Genomic DNA, 18250 nt, shown 5'->3' on the forward strand with positions numbered 1-18250 from the left:
GCGGATAGCACGTGGGATGGGGCGTGCATCCGCCTATGGCTTGGCATCCGTCCACGAATCTGGGACGATCACGACAACTCCCAAGGAGCCTGTCTGAGCGTCGGCCCTCGAGCGATTGACTGCAAACTCGGCCGCTAGCACCGACCCGCTGACCGGCCAAGAAGCGACACAACAAGGACGTCCGCCTGCGCGAATGACGATTCCAGCCTTTGCACAGATCACTGGGCACGCGCCCTACCCCTGGCAGGAGCGCCTCTACGCGAGCCTGCTTGCCGGGACACTCCCGACGGCCGCCGACGTCAGTACGGGCGGCGGCAAGACAACGGCCGTCCTGCTCCACCTTATCGCCCTAGCCAACGGGGCCCCTCTAGCCCGGCGCATCGCCTATGTCGTGGACCGCCGAGCTGTCGTGGACCAGACGGCCAGCGTCATCCGCCATTGGGTCGAGCGCCTGACCAGCTGTCCGGATCTCGTCCGTCGCTTCGATGATCTTGCCGCTTTTCCTGCCAAGGCGCCTGTGATTATTGGCGTCCTGCGGGGCGGACTCGCCGACGACAGCGAATGGCGCCTGGATCCAGCGCGTCCAGCGGTGCTCGTCGGCACGGTCGACATGATCGGATCACGGCTGTTGTTCTCTGGCTACGGTAACGGCCGCTCGCGCCGTGCGATGGATGCTGGACTGCTGGGCCAAGACACGGCGCTCTATCTGGATGAGGCGCATCTCTCCCCCGGATTCGTGGGCCTCATCCGCGCACTGGAGGGGCAGCGTATCGATGGTCCGCGTCCGGGCTTCCGCGGGATGACCCTCTCGGCGACGGACACGGCAAGCGGCAACGTCCTGCGCCTGGACGCCGCCGACTTGGCCCACCCGGAGCTTCGCCGACGCCTGGACGTTCCCAAGATGCTGCAACTGGAAAGCGCCCCCGATCGCGCGACACGCCTCCAGCGGATGGTCGAACTGGCAGCCGAGCTGTCTGGCTCTGTCGTGCTCTACGTCCGCACCGTGCGCGATGCCATCGCCCTCTACAACGGGCTTCGCAAACGGCTCAAGGGGCAAGCAGAGCGGATCGGAATCCTGACGGGCACCTTACGCGGTGCCGAGCGCGAGACCTTCGCCGCGTCCTCCGTATGGCAGGCCTTTCAGCCGCAACGCCTTCGCGGCACTGAAAGCTATTGGTTGATTGCAACGGCCGCCGGAGAGGTTGGCGTCGATCTCGATGCCGATCACGCCGTCATGGATCTCGCCCCCATGGATGCCATGATCCAGCGTCTGGGCCGCGTGAGCCGAACCGGTCACAGGGCGGCACAGGTGCTCGTCGTCATTGATACCGGGGCACTCGATAAGATCAACAAACGGCTGGAGGACTTCGAGCGCAAGGCACAAAAACCCGTGGAGGCCGCCCAGGAAAAGGTCGAAGAGGCTCGCGCCAAGCTCGAAGCATTGGAAGCTGAGCCAAAGACCGCGACCAAGAAGCGAGCCGCTGCCGAGAAAGCCCTCGAGAAGCAGCAGGCCAAGCTCCAACAAGCGCTCGAACAGAAGGCAGAGGCCGAGCCACCGCCCAGCGAGATCGCGCTCACCCGCACGGTGCAGTTGCTGGAGACGCTGACCGACGTTTCTCCCAGTGCGCTGCGACACATTCCAGCCGACCAACTAGCCGCCGCGTCTGAGCAACGCGCAACGCCAGTACCGCTCCACCCGGAGACGGTGCAGGCCCTTTCATTGACAGCGGCCCATGTGGAGGTCCCGCTCGAGCCGCTGCTTCATGGCGTGAGCCTCGAGCCCGAGGCGCCAGACGTCTATCTCTGCTGGCGCTGGGACGTGCCGCAGCTCGTCGCTGCCGGCGCCGCGGCGGCCGTCGACGCCCTGGCACTGTTCCGGCCGGAGCCGCAAGAGCTGGCGCGCGTGCCGATTCAGACAGCAAACGAGCTGCTTGCCGCCGCCGTCAAGCGCTGTGCTGAGCTACCACTGCTGATCCGTGACGCTCGGGGACGCATTCAGGCACACCAGCTCAAAGCCGAGGAACGGCTCCCCGCCCTCGCCTACGCAACGCTCTTTCTGCCCAGCCACGCCGGCGGCCTGCGCGACGGCCTGCCTGATCCCAAGTCGGCCGCTCCCGTCGAGGACGTCGCTGACACCACCGAGCGCATGCGTCTGGCTCCGGGTGATACACCGCCGGATTGGATCGACGCGGCAACCACGCTCAGCATTCCAATCCCAGACGCTGAGAACGGTGCCGATCTCGACGAGGCGGATGCTCGGGAGCTGGTTTATGTCGTGCGCCATTACGATGCCGCCCTGGCCGGCGAGGATTCGGATATCACCCGCCTCGCCCTCAAGCCTCAGACGTTGGAGGATCACAGTCAGCGCGTCAGCGCAGCCGCCAGGCGCATCGGTGAAGCGCTTGCACTGCCTCCAGCGCTCCTCGAGAGCCTCGCCGCGGCTAGCGCAGGGCATGACAGCGGCAAGGGGCTACGTCTGTGGCAACGGGCAGCGAGCGTCAACGGTGGAACCCCGATGGCCAAGGCACGCCATGGCCGATTCCGACCTGCCCTTCTGGGAGGCTATCGCCATGAGTTCGGATCGCTGACCGACGCCGAGCGAGCTGGTGCAGATGAACTCACCTTGCATCTGATCGCGGCCCATCACGGCTGGAGCCGCCCAGGCTTCCCGGACAGGCGCCAGTGGGGCCCTGAGCTGCCACCAGAGCTTGCTACCACAGCCGCCCAAGCGGCCGCCGCACGCTACGGACAGCTCCAGGCCCAGCTTGGCCCCTGGCAGCTCGCTTGGCTCGAGGCCTTGCTGAAAGCGGCGGATGCCTTCGTCTCAGCCGGCCGTGATCAGCACAACGGCATCGTCATGGCGGATACCGAGGACAAGGCCCATGCAGTGGACCATTGATCCCACCAACCTCGGCGAGGTGCTTGCCTGCGCCGGCATTGCACGGCTCGCCTGGATGAGGGACTCGACCGCTGAGACAGGCTTCGAGGACACCACCTTCGTGGCGCCGGACAGCGCTCTGGATACGCTGACACCCTCGCTCTCAGAAACCGCGACAGGACTCAAGCTCTGCGGGCTGGACATCGACTGGTGGCAACCCTGGGGGCTCAATGCAGGGCTCAAGAACTGGGCCGGTCAGCAGACCGCGTTGACCGTGCACCGACACTCGGTCCAACAGGCCTCTTCCCGAGCACCCGCTGATTGGCCAGCCTTCAGTGCTCCCGCACGCGGACAGCTCTACGTCGATGCACTCGGCATGTGGGACGCCCAGGGTATTGGCTGGTCGCTAAACGAGCAGCCCCAGCACCAGATCGCCGGCCGGCCGTGGCTTGAGATCCTGGCTTCCCTTGGACTGCAGGCCTTCTCGGTGGCAGGCAACCGTCACGACGGCTTCGTCTACCACCTCTGGCGACCCGCACCGCTCCCGCTGGCAGTCGCCGCTTTCGGCGGCCACGGCCCCAGCATCTACAGCCTGCGCGGATACCGTGCCCCAACTGACAAATCCGGCAAGGTGACCTATCTCCTGTCGGCTCACCCACTCTGACCGCTCGACAAGGATTTCACGATGCAACTCAGCACCATCATCACGACACCTGAGATCGTCGCAATCACGATGCGGCGGACCTTGGCGCCGCTTGACGGCGCGGACGTTCCCATCTTTCCACCAACCTATCCGCCCCCGGAGCGCGGCCAACACCGCTTCGAGACGCCCTACACCGTCAACCAGCTGCGCGATGGCACCTTGATTGCCGACTTGGACTCCGTTCAATCGCAGGCCAATCGGATGGAGGCAGCCTTCAGCGGCCCCCTCGCTGACCGGGTGCCGCAGCATACCGTCGTGGCCGGCGATCACAGCGTTCCCCTCAGTGAGCTACCGCACCGGATCGCGGACGCGGCCGCGCGAGCAACCGATCTGCGCGATCAAATCCGCGCCGCCATGCTGGCCTATGCGGCAGGCGATCCGGCGCCCGTCGCCCAGCTCTGCCCGACCGCACTCGTCTATGGCGCCTGGGATAGCCGCGATACGCGCATCAACATCCCCCGAGCCATTCGCTCCGAGATCCGCGCACACGACATCTCGATCGCGACGCGCTCGGCGCAGTTCACCGGGACCTTCGATGCCGAAGAGCTGGAGTTGAACGCCACTGAATGGAAGAAGGGCGCCAACATCGGCTTTGCTCCGACACCCTCGGTCAACGCACATGGTGGCATCTACGTGCATGGCGAGATCATCCATACAGCCTCGATCTCGCTGTCCCCGCTGCGGCGAGCAAAGGACTCCGTCTTAAGCGCCTATCTGCTGGGGCTGGCGCTCGCGGGACTGCTGCACGCGATGCGCGAGACACGGCTGCGTGTTGGATGCGAGCTGATTCCGGAAGGACCCACGCAGTGGCAGCTGGTCAACGCGGATGGACAAAAGAAGCCTCTCGAGGTGACCACCAAGGACATTGAAGCCCAGCTAGGAGCCGCAGCCACAGCTTGGGCGACGGCGGCCGGCGTCACACTCGGTGGCCCAGCAGTCCACCATCAATACGACCCCAAAGCGGGCAAGGCCGCGATCAAGGCCGCCGAAAAGAGTCAGGACTGACTCCATGCGCATTCGCGTTACCTGGCTGGACCGCGCCTATCACGGGCAGGAGTGGCCGCCCTCACCCTTGCGTCTCTACTCGGCGCTCGTGGCCGGCGCTGGGTCCACCTGTATGACGGATCCGCAGTTCAAAGCAGCCCTCGAGCACCTGGCAAGGCTGGATCCGCCGACCATCTATGCGCCGACGACCATAGAGCTTGGACCGACCGCAGCCTCGGTTCCGAACAATGATGGCGACGTCATTCTCGGCTTCCAGGCCCGAGGGGACGACGCCGGAGCACGTCGCAAGACGAGCAAGCTGCGGACGATCCGGGTGCGTCATCGCCACCAAATCGAGGGCGAAGGCGCTGTCACCTATGTCTGGACACCAAACTCGACAACGCCCGATCACAGGCAGGGACTGAACCGGCTCGCCGCCGGCCTGACGGCGTTGGGGCAAGGCATCGACACCGCCTGGGCATCCGTCGAAGTGGATAGTGATCGGCCCGACGGCCTGCGCTGGGAGCCCAACGCGCAGGGAGCGCACCAGTTAACCGTCCCCTATGACGGGGTTCTGGATGTCCTCGAGGAACGCTATCAGGCGTCACGCCGCCGCATTGCGGTAGACGGCACCGTTCGCATGGTTCCTGAGCCCCAACATCGGCAGATCCCCTATCGCTGCGAGCTTGATCCGCCGCGGCGCCGCTGGACGCTCATGTCGCTGCGTACCCTGGAGGACGGGCAATGGTCTGCCCCGGGGAATGCGGCCACGGCAGTCGCTGCCATGACCCGGCATGCCGTTCATCAGGCCGCGCAGCGCGCAGGTCTGGGGCGCGAGATCATCGCCGCCTTGATGGGCCACGGGGACGACAGGCAGCGGATTCTGACCTCGCCGATACCCAACGTCGGACATGTCTATGCGGACGGCCGCATTCGGCGTGTCCTGTTAACGGCGCCGCTAACGCTGGACCTCGAGATCTGGCGGGCGGTGACCTACCGCCTCATCGGCGCAGAGCTATCACCGCCTGAAGCGCCCCCAGCGGCCATGCTGGCCCCCACCGACCAAGGCGATCGGCTGCAGCATCGCTATCTCGGAACGGCCAGCACCTGGACGAGCGCGACACCTGTCATTTTGCCGGGCTTCGATACCAACCGCCGAGGCAAGCCGCGTCCTCAGAAGGCCGTTCGCCGCTTGCTCGCCTATTCCGGTATCGATCCAGCACTGGTTGAGACAGTCACTTTCGAGCCAGCGCCAATCCTGCGCGGGGCAATGCGGGGCGCAGACGCTCAACCGCCGCGACACTTGGCGCACTGGCCGCGTGTTCATCTCTCGATTCAGTGGCGCGTGCCCGTTACCGGCCCCCTGGCGCTGGGAGCTGGCGTCGGCTATGGATACGGAGTACTCATGGCTGCCGCCTGAGAAAGGCACGCCTTGGCTGGCTCTCAGTAAGCAGATCGACCGTCCCGCGCGAACCCCAAGCGACCGCGAAATACCCGGCAGGTTCGCGCTTAAGAGCCATCTTTATGAATCATCAGGTTACAGGCGCACGTCGATACGCGCTGGACCACGATGGAGGCCAATGGCAATAGGTTCGCGCAAAGCGGGCAACTTTTTGTTGATAATCAAGCGGCCAAAGCTGAGGGGCCGCATCCCGCTCTGTGGAGTGGGTATCGTTGAAGCCAGAAAGCGGTCCTCGACATCGGCGAGAAGGCCGGGCCGCATCCCGCTCTGTGGAGTGGGTATCGTTGAAGCCATCGAGGCCTACCTGACGTGATTGGATGTTGCGACGCCGCATCCCGCTCTGTGGAGTGGGTATCGTTGAAGCCGAAGTCATGGCCGCGATGGAAACGTGAGCAGGGCGCCGCATCCCGCTCTGTGGAGTGGGTATCGTTGAAGCACTCAGACGATCGTCGACGGCGTCCCGGTCTTCACGCCGCATCCCGCTCTGTGGAGTGGGTATCGTTGAAGCTCGCACCAGCGCTCAAGGTCGCCCTGGCGCTGATGCCGCATCCCGCTCTGTGGAGTGGGTATCGTTGAAGCGGGTCCAGGGTCCGGGCTATCGCTCTGGCGTTTTCGCCGCATCCCGCTCTGTGGAGTGGGTATCGTTGAAGCTCATCAAGCAGAGCTTTAGCTCTATGCTCGCCGATGCCGCATCCCGCTCTGTGGAGTGGGTATCGTTGAAGCAATTACTCGGCTCACGCTGATGACGGACGTTGACGGCCGCATCCCGCTCTGTGGAGTGGGTATCGTTGAAGCAGACATGGATTGCTCCTGTTGTTCGGCGGTTGCCGCCGCATCCCGCTCTGTGGAGTGGGTATCGTTGAAGCCATCGCGACATGACGCGCGTGCGCCGATCGACGCGCCGCATCCCGCTCTGTGGAGTGGGTATCGTTGAAGCTTACCGCGACTAACAGCATCTCAACCCACATCTTGCCGCATCCCGCTCTGTGGAGTGGGTATCGTTGAAGCCACCTGCGCCTGATCGACCGATGGCCGCAGACGCGCCGCATCCCGCTCTGTGGAGTGGGTATCGTTGAAGCAACAACAGTGTCCCCGTTGAATGGGAGCGTCAGCGCCGCATCCCGCTCTGTGGAGTGGGTATCGTTGAAGCGTGCTCGACCGGGCACAGCACAAGGAAAGGGTCCGCCGCATCCCGCTCTGTGGAGTGGGTATCGTTGAAGCGATATTCTGGCGCTGGCCTCACGCTCGAGCATCTGGGGCCGCATCCCGCTCTGTGGAGTGGGTATCGTTGAAGCCGACTCCTCAGCCGGTGCAGCGCGCCGCCCGAGCGCCGCATCCCGCTCTGTGGAGTGGGTATCGTTGAAGCAATATGCTCGACGGTGAGCACATGACGCGCATGATGCCGCATCCCGCTCTGTGGAGTGGGTATCGTTGAAGCTGCGGCGAGGATGCGCTCGCGGGCGGTCACAAGGTCGCCGCATCCCGCTCTGTGGAGTGGGTATCGTTGAAGCTCGATCGCATCAGACTCAGAGTCTGCTGGCACGGCGGCCGCATCCCGCTCTGTGGAGTGGGTATCGTTGAAGCACTTTGCCCTTGGACCTTTCCACCGCATCGTCTGCGCCGCATCCCGCTCTGTGGAGTGGGTATCGTTGAAGCATCCCGCGCGCCTCAATCAAATCCTGAAGCTCGCGGCCGCATCCCGCTCTGTGGAGTGGGTATCGTTGAAGCAGGGCGACGTCTGCGTCTTGTTCGGTGCCGTCCCAGGCCGCATCCCGCTCTGTGGAGTGGGTATCGTTGAAGCACCCAGCCCTGCCAGTCCGGCAGACCAACGGGCACGCCGCATCCCGCTCTGTGGAGTGGGTATCGTTGAAGCCAGAAGGGCGTGGGGACCATGACCATGAACTGACGGCCGCATCCCGCTCTACGGAGCAGGTATCGTTAGCGGCCCCTGCACGCATGGACGCCACTGCTGACGCTCCTCAGTTTTGAGGACCGCCCGATGCCATAGCCGAATGCTTACTTGCCCTGAATGGGCGAGTGGGTCAAACCTGTGGGGAATGAGATTGAGCGATTGCCCTATAGGGCTGATTCCGAAGGGGAATTCAGAACATATGGAGATTGGCGGAGAGAGAGGGATTCGAACCCTCGATAGGCTGTTAACCTATACACACTTTCCAGGCGTGCTCCTTAAGCCACTCGGACACCTCTCCGGAGGAATGACATGATCGGGCACTTTGATCGCCTGAGGCGAGGGCGCGCGATCTTCCCTGTCGTTCAAGAGCGCGGAAAGATACATGAGATCCGTCTCGGTTTCAATCCGACATTGCACCCGCGCACGCCGCATAATAGCAACCTTTCATCGACAGCCTGAATTTTCAGAGTAGCCGTGCCCGCGCGCCCGCAAGTATCGACTCCTACAATCGCTGATCACGCCGACCGCCATCGTCTCTACGAGTTAGCAGTCCAGAACCCTTGCGCCGAGGTCGACTTCATCGACCGGACCTATCGCATGCTGCGGGGCCGAAGCGGGCGTCTGCTGCGGGAGGACTTCTGCGGCACGGGGACGGTTTGCTGCGAGTGGGTACGCCGGCGCCGCACCAATCGCGCCTGGGGTCTGGATCTGGATGCAGAGGTGCTCGATTGGGGTCGGACGAGAAACCTAGGGGGGCTCGACACGGCGACGCGCGCCCGGGTCGAACTCCGCCAGGCCGATGTGCTGACGCCCCAGGCGCCGCAAGTGGATATTGTTCTTGCGATGAACTTCAGCTACTGGCTGCTGCGACATCGCTCGACCATTCTGAGCTACTTTCGCCGCGTCCGGGAGTCGCTGCGAGACGATGGCGTACTCTTCCTCGACGCTTACGGTGGCTACGATGCCTTTCGGGTTCTGAGCGAGGAGCGACGGGTGAGCGATCCGGACGGCGGCGACTTCACCTATGTCTGGGACCAAGCCGCCTATGACCCCATCTCAGGGCGCTTGCAGTGCGACATCCATTTTCGCTTCGATGACGGCTCGAGCCTGGAGCGCGCATTCAGCTACGATTGGCGTCTCTGGACGCTGCCAGAGATCCGCGAGCTGCTCGCGGAGGCCGGATTCTCTCGGACCCTCGTCTACTGGCAAGGTTGGGATGAAGACGACGAACCGGACGGCCACTTCGTGCCGGTCGAAACGGGCGAGCCAGACGCAGGCTGGATCGCCTATCTCTCTGCGGAGAAGTGAGTTGGACCTGGCCGGGACCAGCGGCAGGCGAGCGCGAAGCACTCAGCCCGCCGGGTAGGGGATCCGCCCGTAGAGTCTGCTGAGCGTGCGCAGGCGTTCGGCGGCTGCGTCGGTCAGCATCTCGTCACGGTAGCGCCAGACCCAGTTGCCCTCTGCCGTGCCGGGCCGATTCATGCACGCCTCGGCACCGAGACCCAGGACATCCTGCAAGGGAAAGACCGCCATGGCCGCGGTCGAGCGCAATGCGGCGCGGATGAAGTCCCAGTGGATCTCGCTGCCGTCACTCCCAAGGTAAGCGCCGATATTGCGCCGCAGCGCGTCATTTCTGCCAGCCCACCAGCCCAGGGAGGTATTGTTGTCATGCGTCCCGGTATAGACGGCGAGGCGACGGCGATGATTGTGCGGGAGGAAGGATGAGGCCCCGTAGCCATCTTCGAGGTCTTCGAAACCGAACTGAAGGACAGCCATACCAGGCAGGCCAAGCGCGTCACGCAGCGCTTCGACGTCTTCCGTGATGACACCGAGGTCTTCGGCGATCAGCGGCAGGTCTTCTCCAAGCGCTGCGCGCAGGGCCTGGAATAGCGCCATGCCCGGTCCCCGCACCCAGTGGCCGTTGATGGCGGTTTCTTCGCTGGCCGGGATCTCCCAATAGGCAGCGAATCCTCTGAAATGGTCGATGCGCACCATGTCGACCAGTTCCAGGATCCGTCGCAGACGCTCGATCCAGAAGGCGTAGCCGTCCTCGGCGAGCTTACTCCAGTCATAGAGCGGGTTTCCCCAACGCTGCCCGGTATTACTGAAATAGTCGGGAGGCACGCCGGCGATGACCTGCGGGCAGCCGTGCGCGTTGAGCTGGAACCACTCCGGATGCGTCCAGACCTCACTCGAATCGTGAGCGACGAAGATGGGCATGTCGCCGACCAGCCGGACCCCGCGCTCCCGCGCATGAGCGCGCAACTCGGACCATTGACGCGCGAAGACGTACTGGATGAAACGCTGAAGCTGAAGCTCGGGCCCATAGCGGCTAGCCCAGTGCGCGAGCGCGCTCGGATCGCGGCGCGCAAGCTCGGGCGCCCAGTCGGTCCAGGGACGCAGCTCATGATGCGTCTTGAGCGCATGATAGAGGGCATAATCGTCCAGCCAAGCGCTGTGCGTCTCGCAAAAACGCGCGAAGTCCTCCCGATCATGCTGCGTGGCCCGCGCCTCGAAGCCCGCCATGGCGCGCTCCAGCAGTCTGTACTTCCAGGGCCCAACGGCACCAAAATCGACTTGGTCGCGCGTAAATTCGGGGATTGTCAGATCGGCTTCCTGCACCCAACCTAGCTCTAGGAGGCGATCCGGGCTGATCAGCAGGGGATTCGCGGCGAGGGAAGAGGTGCACTGATAGGGGGAATCCCGGTATCCGGTCGGCCCGAGCGGCAACATTTGCCAAAGCCCCTGACCGGCGGCGGCCAGAAAATCGACGAAACGTCGCGCCGACGGCCCAAGGTCGCCGACCCCGTAGGGACCAGGTAAGGAGGTCGGATGGAGCAAGATGCCGCTCGAGCGGTGCATAACAGAATCGGCCTCCGGTTAGGGCATGAGTGACGGGAGTGGGGAGTCTACCGAAAGCACCATGGAAAAATCTTGTCGAGTTGGCGCATCGCGAAATACCCACCGAATATCGGGCGCCTCTGCCCATCTGCAAAGAGCGCGTTATGCTTAGAGCGTGTCCATCAATTGTGTCCCGATGCGAGCGATGCCGCCCGAAATCCCCCCTAGCCCCCCCTTTGTGAAAGGGGGGAAGTTGTTGATGGACGCTTTCTTAGGTTATGGATCGATGCCGCCTCAGCTCCCGCGTTCGACCCTAGCGCCCTGCAGGGTTCAGTCACCCGGCGCGAGTGCTTCGGCTCACACGCAGGACCGAGGTCGACGTCGGACACCCCTGAACCCGATAATGATTGGCTAACCCTTTCGATGATGCGCCCACTCCAGCGGTTCATCCCGACGTGACGCTGGTGAGAGCCCAGGGACCGAAGTGAAGCAATGAAACCCATGAGTGATCCAAGGTCGATTGCGAATATTCGCGAGAAGGTTCGACAGCTCTTGCGCGGCCGGACGATCGAGAGCATCGTCGAGGAGCTGCATCGCGGAGACATCCAGCTCGTCGAACTCATGGAGGAACTCTACCTCTATCGTACCGAGTTCAAGCTGCAGCAAGAGGCCTTGCGGGAATCGCAGGTCTTCAACGATCAGGCGCTAGCGCGCTTTGCCCAGCTCTTCCACAGCCTCCCCGTGCCCGCCTTGGTGCTGGCGACGAACGGCACCCTGAAGGATTACAACAAGGCCGCACGGGACACCCTTGCGCTGGACTGCCGGCTCTTTTCCCAGCTCGCCGCCCGCGAGGATGCCGCCAAGCTCGACACGACGATGCAGGAGGCGCGCAAGCACGGCCATGCGACAAGATCGGAGGTCAAACTCCGCAGCGCACGCTACGAAACGCTGATCGCGGACATCGGCTTGCTGCAGCTTCCAGCCCTGGATGGCAAGGAGCCGGAGATCATCTGCACGGTCCTCGACCAGACGGACCGCATTCGGCAGCGCAAGGCCCTGGTCGCGACGGCAGAGGTCGTAGATGCCAGCACGACCGTGGCCGTGCGCTGGGAGGCCAAGCCTGGATGGCCCTTGGTCTACGCCTCGGACAATGTCCGCCATTGGGGATTCCCGGTCCAGGCATTCGCATCTGGCTACGTCCACTTGATCGACTTGGTACACCCGGAGGATCGGGACCGTGTCGAGCGCGCCTTCAGCGAAACTGCGGGCAAACGCCAGTCGCACTTCACACTCACCTGCAGATTCATCTGGGCCGACAACTCGGTCCACTGGGTCGAGCTGGAGAGCAGCACCAAGCGTATCCCGGGAATCTTCGGCCCCTGCTATCAGGGACTCATCCGCGACGTGACCGAGCGCGAGCAGGCCCAAGCCGCCTTGCACCAGCAATTGCGCTTCCAGGAGCTGACCGCGGAGATGTCCGCCCTGTTCGCGAACAGCCTGCGCGAGGAGCTGGACGCCAAGCTGGAAGAGGCCCTCGCGTGCATCGGACGTTTCGCCGAAGTCGATCGCTGCTACCTGCATCAGTGTCGCTCAGAGGAGGATCAGCTGCGACCGACCTGCAGTTGGTGGAGCACCGAGGGCGCAACGGATCCGGAGCGACGCGCGCGCATCGATACCATGGCGCTGGAAGGCTGGTCGACACGATTGGCCAACCAGACGCACATCAGCATTCCGGACGTCATGAAACTCCCGCCGGAAGAGGAGGCGCTGCGCTCAGAGCTGACCCTCCAGCTGATCCGCTCCCGGCTCATCCTGCCGCTGCGCAGCGCTGGCCAGCTGATCGGGGTCCTTGGGCTCGACACGCTGCGCAAGGCGCGCGCCTGGACGGACGAGGAGATCAGGCTCTTGCGCCTCCTTAGCGAAACCCTCGCGAGCATGCTGGTGCGTCAGCGCATCGAAGCCGAACGCCAAAGCAGTGAAACGCGCTATCAGCATCTCAGCGCATCCATGAGCGATGTCGCCTATTCGAGCCTCAAACGCGAGGGCGGACGCTACCAGATCGACTGGATCACCGATTCGGTCGAGACCCTGACCGGTTATGCGGCCGACGAGCTGATCGCACGCGGCGGCTGGGCTTCGCTGGTGCTGCTGGAAGATCGCCAAACCTTCGTTCAGCGGGTCTTGGAACTCGAACCCGGCGCCACGACCAACTGCGAGCTGCGCCTGCGGCACCGAGACGGCGCGACGCGCTGGGTGAGGGTCACGACCGAGTGCCTCCGAGACCCCCAGAGCCCCGAGTCCACACGCCTCTATGGCGGTCTGGTCGACATTACCGAACGCAAGACCCGCGAGACAGAACTCAAGCGCCTCGCACTGCTGGTCGAGCAGAGCCCCAGCATCGTCGTCATGACAGACCTGAGCGGTCACATCGAATACGTCAATGCGAGATTCAGCGAGGTCACCGGCTACACCTCAGACGAGGTACGCGGCAGCAAGCTCCTGGAACTGAGCGCCGATGCAGGACCCGCATCACCGACCTGGCAGACGCTCTGGCAAACCTTGCGACAGGGCGAGACCTGGCGCGGCGAGATCGCGAGCCGCACCAAGTCAGGCCAACGCCTGTGGGAGCAAGCCCTGGTAACACCCCTGCGTGACGAGCAGGGCGTCATCTCGCACATCGTCAAGCTGGGCGAGGACGTCAGCGACAAGAAGGCCCTGACCGAACGCCTCACCTACCTGATCCACCACGACCCGCTGACAGGCCTTCCCAATCGGACGCTGATGCGCGAGCGGATCGGCCGTGCCCTGGCACGCGCTAAGCGCGACAATCACGGCGTTGCCCTGCTCTCCATCGATCTCGACAAGCTGAAGCTGATCAACGACTCCTTAGGCCACAACGCCGGCGATCAACTCCTGCGGGAGGTCGCGCAACGCCTCCAAGGTCTGCTCGGCAAGCGAGACACCCTGGCGCGCTTCGGCGGCGACAACTTCGTCTTGCTCATCAACCGGCTCGAGCAGGCCCAGGATTCGGTTGCCCTGGCCGAGCAGGTGCGCGCAAAGCTCGACCAGCCAATCGCACTCGCGAAGGATACGACCCGCATCACGGGCAGCATCGGTATCGCGCTCTACCCGGAGGATTCCGAGACTGCGGAAGAACTCCTCAACCACGCCGATGCCGCCCTGCATCAAGCCCAAGCCGAAGGCGGGCGGCTCTCCCGTTTCTACACGCCCGAGCTGAATGGGCAGTTGCTCGAGCAATTCCAGCTCGAGCAAGCGCTGCGTCATGGGCTCGAGCACGATGAGCTGCTGTTGTACTACCAGCCTAGGGTCGACATTCGCAGCGGCGAGATCCTGAGTCTGGAGGCCTTGGTGCGCTGGAATCACCCCGATTGGGGCCTGATCGAGCCAGGACGCTTCATCCCGCTCGCGGAATCAACGGGACTGATTCTCGAACTCGGCCCGGTGGTGCTCAAGGCCGCGTGCAAGCAGATCAAGGCATGGCAGGCGTCAGGCGTCCCTGTGGTCCCGATCGCAGTCAATCTCTCCGCGAAAGAACTCTATCAAGACGCCTTGTCTGCAAAGATCGAGGAGATCATGGCGGATGCGTCCGTGGATCCGCAGCAGCTCGAGATCGAGATCACCGAGAGCGCCACCATGCACTCAGTCAACAAGGCTGTGGAGATCCTGTCGTCCCTACGCAGCCTAGGACTGGCACTCGCCATGGACGATTTCGGCACGGGCCATGCCTCGCTGAGCTATCTGAATCAGCTCCCCATGCAGACGATCAAGATCGACCGCTCGTTCCTGGTGAAAATCGACGTTCACACCGAAGAGCCAGCGCAACAAGGCGCAACCATCGTCAAGGCGATCATTGGCCTGGGGTTGAATCTAGGACTCAAGATCATTGCCGAGGGAGTCGAGACGCTGCCGCAGCGCGACTTCCTCATCGAGCACGGCTGCGACGTCGCCCAAGGCCACCTCTTCAGCCTGCCGCTGCCTGCGGACAAGATCGAGCCACTGCTGAGGGCGGGCAGCGTTCCGACAACCCTGCACTGAGCCACGGGCAAGGCCCACGCTCGCCGCGCCTTCGACTTTCAATTGGCGCGCGCGCTCGGGCCAGCGCTTGACGAACATCCCGTGAAGACCCCGCGATTCGCCATCGCAGGAGCCCTGATCGACAAGGTTCTAGCCGGCAAGCCAAGCGCGAGGGGGCTAGTCCCGAGTAGCAGCCCGACATTCTCGCACCGCAGAACCAGCAAGTTTGGCAAGATGGCCGTCATGGGAAGCGCCCTGGGTCTCCGCTGCTCGAGCGGGGCGGCTCCGCAGGCCGTCCAACCGGTCGGCCCTCAGCCAGCCACGCGGCCGTTGAATGACGAACTGCAAGGAGGCTCCTTTAAGGTGAGATCAAGAGGAACGCGAACATGGATACAGGCGCGGCCAAAGCCATTGAGGCAATCGTCATTGGCGCCCTTGTGGTGGGCTTCTATCTGCAACAGCAAAGAGCCGTCACAGCGGCCAAGTCTGACGACGCCAAGAACAGGAACGGAGAAGCTTCCAGCGCAGCAGCCGAGGCACCCAAAGAGGCAGACCAGGAGGGTGATCCGCATTGAGCCTTACGCGGCCATGGCAAAGGGCGGCACCGGAACGACACGCTAAACGCACGGCCCCTGGCAATCGCAGCCAGCCGGATGGAACCAACGACCGGAGACGCAGATGATGAAGCAGCTCATCCCACTTTTCCTCTTGCTCGGCAGCCTGAGTTGGCCGACGCAAGCCTTCGATACCTACCAGCAGGACGAGATCGTCGGGAAGGTCGAATCCTTCTTTGGCAATGGCGCGGAAAACATCGGCGATGCCGTTCAAAAAGTGTTCAAGGAGCATGGTGAGCCCAACGCCTACATCGCGGGAGAGGAAGTCGGGGCCGCCTTGGGCGTTGGCCTAAGATACGGACGCGGCAAACTCAACTTTGCCTCCGGCTACGAGCGACCGGTTTTCTGGCAGGGTCCCTCCATCGGAATCGACCTCGGAGTCAATGTCGCCAAGGTCTTCGTCCTCATCTACAACCTCCCGTCAGAAGAAGTCCTTTTTCAACGCTTCCCTGGCGTCGAGGGTAGCCTCTATTTCGTTGGCGGCGTCGGGGTCAACTATCTTCAATCCGGCGATATCGTCATCGCGCCAATCCGCTTTGGTGCGGGGTGGCGCCAAGGCATCAGCGCCGGCTACATGGACTTCACCGAGCGCGCCCACTACAACCCCTTCTGAGTCGTCGGGGCGCAAGCGCCTCGACTCGACCAGCGGCCGCGGCCCGCGCAACGGACAGCACTCCCGCCATCCGAGCACGAACGCGGTCCTAGCGACGACTAGCGATAATTGGGATGAGGTCTCGGATAGCCTGAGTCGTAGCCCCCGGGTGGCGGTGGCGGCGGACGATCATCCCAAGATCCGTAAACGAACTCATCGTTGTTCTTGAGATCGTAGATGCGGCGATCCGCCGCACGCAGGCGCTCTTCAAGGCGACGACGCGCTTCATGAGGCGGATAAGCGTCGCGGCGCAGGCTGTCACCAAGCTGGCGAATCTCGCGCTGCTCGCGGCGCAGTGAGCGCGCCTCCCGCTCCGTCAAGACGCCAGCATCCACACCACGCTGGATCTCCTCCTGTTGGCGCGCCATCCAGTCTGGAATGCTCTGACTACCCGGCTGAGCCGCGAGCGGCAGCGCAAAACCGAACGTCAGAATGGCTAGGGAAAGCCGATTGGTCCACGTCCTCATCAATCCCTCTCCTGTTAACATTGACGTAAAAGGGCAAACCAAACTTAGGGGCTAGTTGCCGAGCGGCAAGCGAGCATGCCGCTGACGATAGGACAGGCGAGCCATGAGCGCCATCGCGTAACCTCTCAAGCCCCCCACACCCCGCAAACCCCTGCGGGCTGACGCCGATCACCGGATGAAGCGAGATCCATGAAGCCCAATGACCTGGAGGCCCTAACCGCACGCATCGGCCGCGCCCACGTCAGACAGCGGTTGGGCCTGGAAGGCGAGCATGAAGTCTTCGTGCTCAACCGACCTGGCGCGCATTTTTTCTACCCGGAGAACTGGTACTCACTGCACGGCTTCATCCGCAGTTGCCTGCGGCTCGTCGGGTTATACGACCGCGCCCAGCGCAACGCCTGCAACATCCGCGTGCGTCATAACGCGCTTGCGCTGGCCAAGCTGCCTGCCGCCTTCGCAGGATTCCGCATTCTTCACCTAAGCGACCTGCACCTCGACATGGATCCCCGCAACGCCGCAGCGATCACAGAACGAGTGCGGGATCTCCGCTACGAGCTTTGCGTCCTGACGGGGGACTTTCGAGCCAAGACTTTCGGCCCTTTCGATCGCGTCGTCTCCGCCATGCAGGCGCTTAGACCCAGCTTGAGGGGGCCGGTTTATGCCATCCTTGGGAATCATGACACCCTGAGGCTCGTCCCCGAACTCGAGGCGCTGGAGATTCGGGTCCTCCTGAACGAATCAGAGCAGATCGAGCGGGATGGCCAGCGCATCCACCTCGCCGGGATCGACGATGCACACTACTATCAGGTCCACAATCTCGAAAAGGCCGCAGCCGGTATTCCAGATGATGCCCTGTCGATCCTGCTCTCACACACCCCAGAGGTGTATCGGCACGCCGCGCACGCCGGCTTCGACGTCTTCCTTTGCGGCCACACGCACGGCGGCCAGATCTGCCTCCCGGGCGGCGTCGCCCTGACCTGGGACGCACGGTGCCCAAGGCGCTTAGCCGCTGGCCCCTGGCGCTATCACGACATGATCGGCTATACCTCGGTTGGAGCCGGCACTTCGGTGGTCAATGCCAGGCTCAACTGTCCGCCCGAGGTCACCCTGCATGAGCTTCAACAGAGGCCCAGCTAACGCCAGAGGCGAAGGCTGAGCAGATGCCGGAAGGCCGGAGTCAAGACCAGGTTGACAACCAAGAAACCGAGGACGACCAGCAGCACCTCAAAGCTGTCTAGCGCAAGCGGACCGCGCAGTATCAGCAGCGGAAGCAGCGCTTCCGGGATCTGGTCCAAGAGGAACACCGAGGCGCTCGATGGCAGCCCGAGCCGGCGTTTCAGGAAGCTGACTGCGGCATCGCCGAGCATGGCCGCCACAGCCACGGCAAGCCCCAAGGGCCAGGGCAGACCCAAGACTTCGGCCACCAAGGGCGTTGTCAGAACACTCGCCGCCCAACCGCGCCAGGTCTTGGAGCGCCCCAGCAGCAGGTGTCCATCGCCCAGCCGACGTCCGCCATCGACCGGCCGCGCCCAGCGCCGTCCGAGCACCAGGCACGCCACGACTGGAGCGCCATTGGCCCAGCTAATGAGGATCAACGCAGCCAACATCCCCAATGCCTGTCTCCCGACTCACCCCTGTGACCCCCAGCGCTAGAGGCGTCGCATTGGCGCTGCGCCCCCAACCCTTCAACTTTGATAGACAC

The 18250-nt window shown here is 63.6% G+C and carries 12 protein-coding genes, 1 tRNA gene and 1 CRISPR repeat array; of the genes, 9 read left to right on the forward strand and 4 right to left on the reverse strand.

Features of this window, described 5'->3' with window-relative positions; all coding sequences use genetic code 11:
- Positions 1-193 precede the first annotated feature (193 nt).
- The 4 genes from G3480_RS01875 to csb2 are packed head-to-tail and all read left to right on the forward strand — an operon-like array spanning position 194 to position 5985.
- Positions 194-2899 carry a helicase-related protein gene (locus G3480_RS01875; protein WP_164651964.1) on the forward strand — a complete coding sequence of 902 codons (2706 nt, stop codon included), beginning with the start codon at positions 194-196 and terminating at the stop codon, positions 2897-2899.
- Complete coding sequence (locus tag G3480_RS01880) at positions 2883-3542, forward strand: hypothetical protein (RefSeq protein ID WP_164651965.1); 660 nt, start codon at positions 2883-2885, stop codon at positions 3540-3542. Before G3480_RS01875 ends, G3480_RS01880 begins: the two co-directional genes overlap by 17 nt.
- Before the next feature lie 21 nt (positions 3543-3563).
- Positions 3564-4586, forward strand: a complete 1023-nt coding sequence (cas7g, locus tag G3480_RS01885; RefSeq protein WP_164651966.1) for a type I-G CRISPR-associated RAMP protein Csb1/Cas7g — start codon at positions 3564-3566, stop codon at positions 4584-4586.
- Between the two features lie 4 nt (positions 4587-4590).
- Positions 4591-5985 carry a type I-G CRISPR-associated protein Csb2 gene (gene csb2 / locus G3480_RS01890; protein ID WP_164651967.1) on the forward strand — a complete coding sequence of 465 codons (1395 nt, stop codon included), beginning with the start codon at positions 4591-4593 and terminating at the stop codon, positions 5983-5985.
- Positions 5986-6209: 224 nt separating this feature from the next.
- Positions 6210-7900: a CRISPR direct-repeat array (repeat unit 37 nt; unit sequence GCCGCATCCCGCTCTGTGGAGTGGGTATCGTTGAAGC).
- A 246-nt stretch (positions 7901-8146) separates the two neighbouring features.
- Here csb2 and G3480_RS01895 read toward each other — a convergent pair.
- A tRNA-Ser gene (locus G3480_RS01895) sits at positions 8147-8237 on the reverse strand.
- A gap of 299 nt (positions 8238-8536) precedes the next feature.
- On the opposite strand from G3480_RS01895, the gene G3480_RS01900 reads away from it, so the two are divergent.
- Positions 8537-9247, forward strand: a complete 711-nt coding sequence (locus G3480_RS01900) for a class I SAM-dependent methyltransferase (protein WP_164651969.1) — start codon at positions 8537-8539, stop codon at positions 9245-9247.
- A gap of 42 nt (positions 9248-9289) precedes the next feature.
- On the opposite strand, the gene malQ is transcribed toward G3480_RS01900, so the two are convergent.
- Positions 9290-10801 (reverse strand): 4-alpha-glucanotransferase, encoded by a 1512-nt coding sequence (malQ, locus tag G3480_RS01905; RefSeq protein ID WP_164651971.1) that lies wholly within the window; start codon positions 10799-10801, stop codon positions 9290-9292.
- A 471-nt stretch (positions 10802-11272) separates the two neighbouring features.
- On the opposite strand from malQ, the gene G3480_RS01910 reads away from it, so the two are divergent.
- The 3 genes from G3480_RS01910 (at position 11273) to G3480_RS01920 (ending at position 16042) form a co-directional block, all read left to right on the forward strand.
- A complete protein-coding gene (locus tag G3480_RS01910; RefSeq protein ID WP_164651973.1) occupies positions 11273-14836 on the forward strand; it encodes an EAL domain-containing protein in 3564 nt (1187 codons plus the stop codon).
- Positions 14837-15201: 365 nt separating this feature from the next.
- A complete protein-coding gene (locus G3480_RS01915; RefSeq protein ID WP_164651975.1) occupies positions 15202-15390 on the forward strand; it encodes a hypothetical protein in 189 nt (62 codons plus the stop codon).
- 103 nt (positions 15391-15493) lie between these two features.
- The gene (locus tag G3480_RS01920) at positions 15494-16042 is read left to right on the forward strand and encodes a DUF1134 domain-containing protein (RefSeq protein ID WP_164651976.1); all 549 of its coding nucleotides are present in this window, start codon (positions 15494-15496) and stop codon (positions 16040-16042) included.
- Between the two features lie 98 nt (positions 16043-16140).
- On the opposite strand, the gene G3480_RS01925 is transcribed toward G3480_RS01920, so the two are convergent.
- Complete coding sequence (locus G3480_RS01925) at positions 16141-16548, reverse strand: hypothetical protein (protein WP_164651978.1); 408 nt, start codon at positions 16546-16548, stop codon at positions 16141-16143.
- A gap of 189 nt (positions 16549-16737) precedes the next feature.
- Between G3480_RS01925 and G3480_RS01930 the strand changes: the two genes are divergently transcribed.
- The gene (locus tag G3480_RS01930; RefSeq protein WP_164651979.1) at positions 16738-17685 is read left to right on the forward strand and encodes a metallophosphoesterase; all 948 of its coding nucleotides are present in this window, start codon (positions 16738-16740) and stop codon (positions 17683-17685) included.
- Here G3480_RS01930 and G3480_RS01935 read toward each other — a convergent pair.
- Positions 17682-18155, reverse strand: a complete 474-nt coding sequence (locus tag G3480_RS01935; RefSeq protein ID WP_164651980.1) for a CDP-archaeol synthase — start codon at positions 18153-18155, stop codon at positions 17682-17684. The two genes, G3480_RS01930 and G3480_RS01935, sit on opposite strands and share 4 nt — an antisense overlap.
- Positions 18156-18250 lie beyond the last annotated feature (95 nt).

Origin of the sequence: Thiorhodococcus mannitoliphagus, from assembly GCF_010915725.1 — a bacterium.
Classification (GTDB): domain Bacteria; phylum Pseudomonadota; class Gammaproteobacteria; order Chromatiales; family Chromatiaceae; genus Thiorhodococcus; species Thiorhodococcus mannitoliphagus.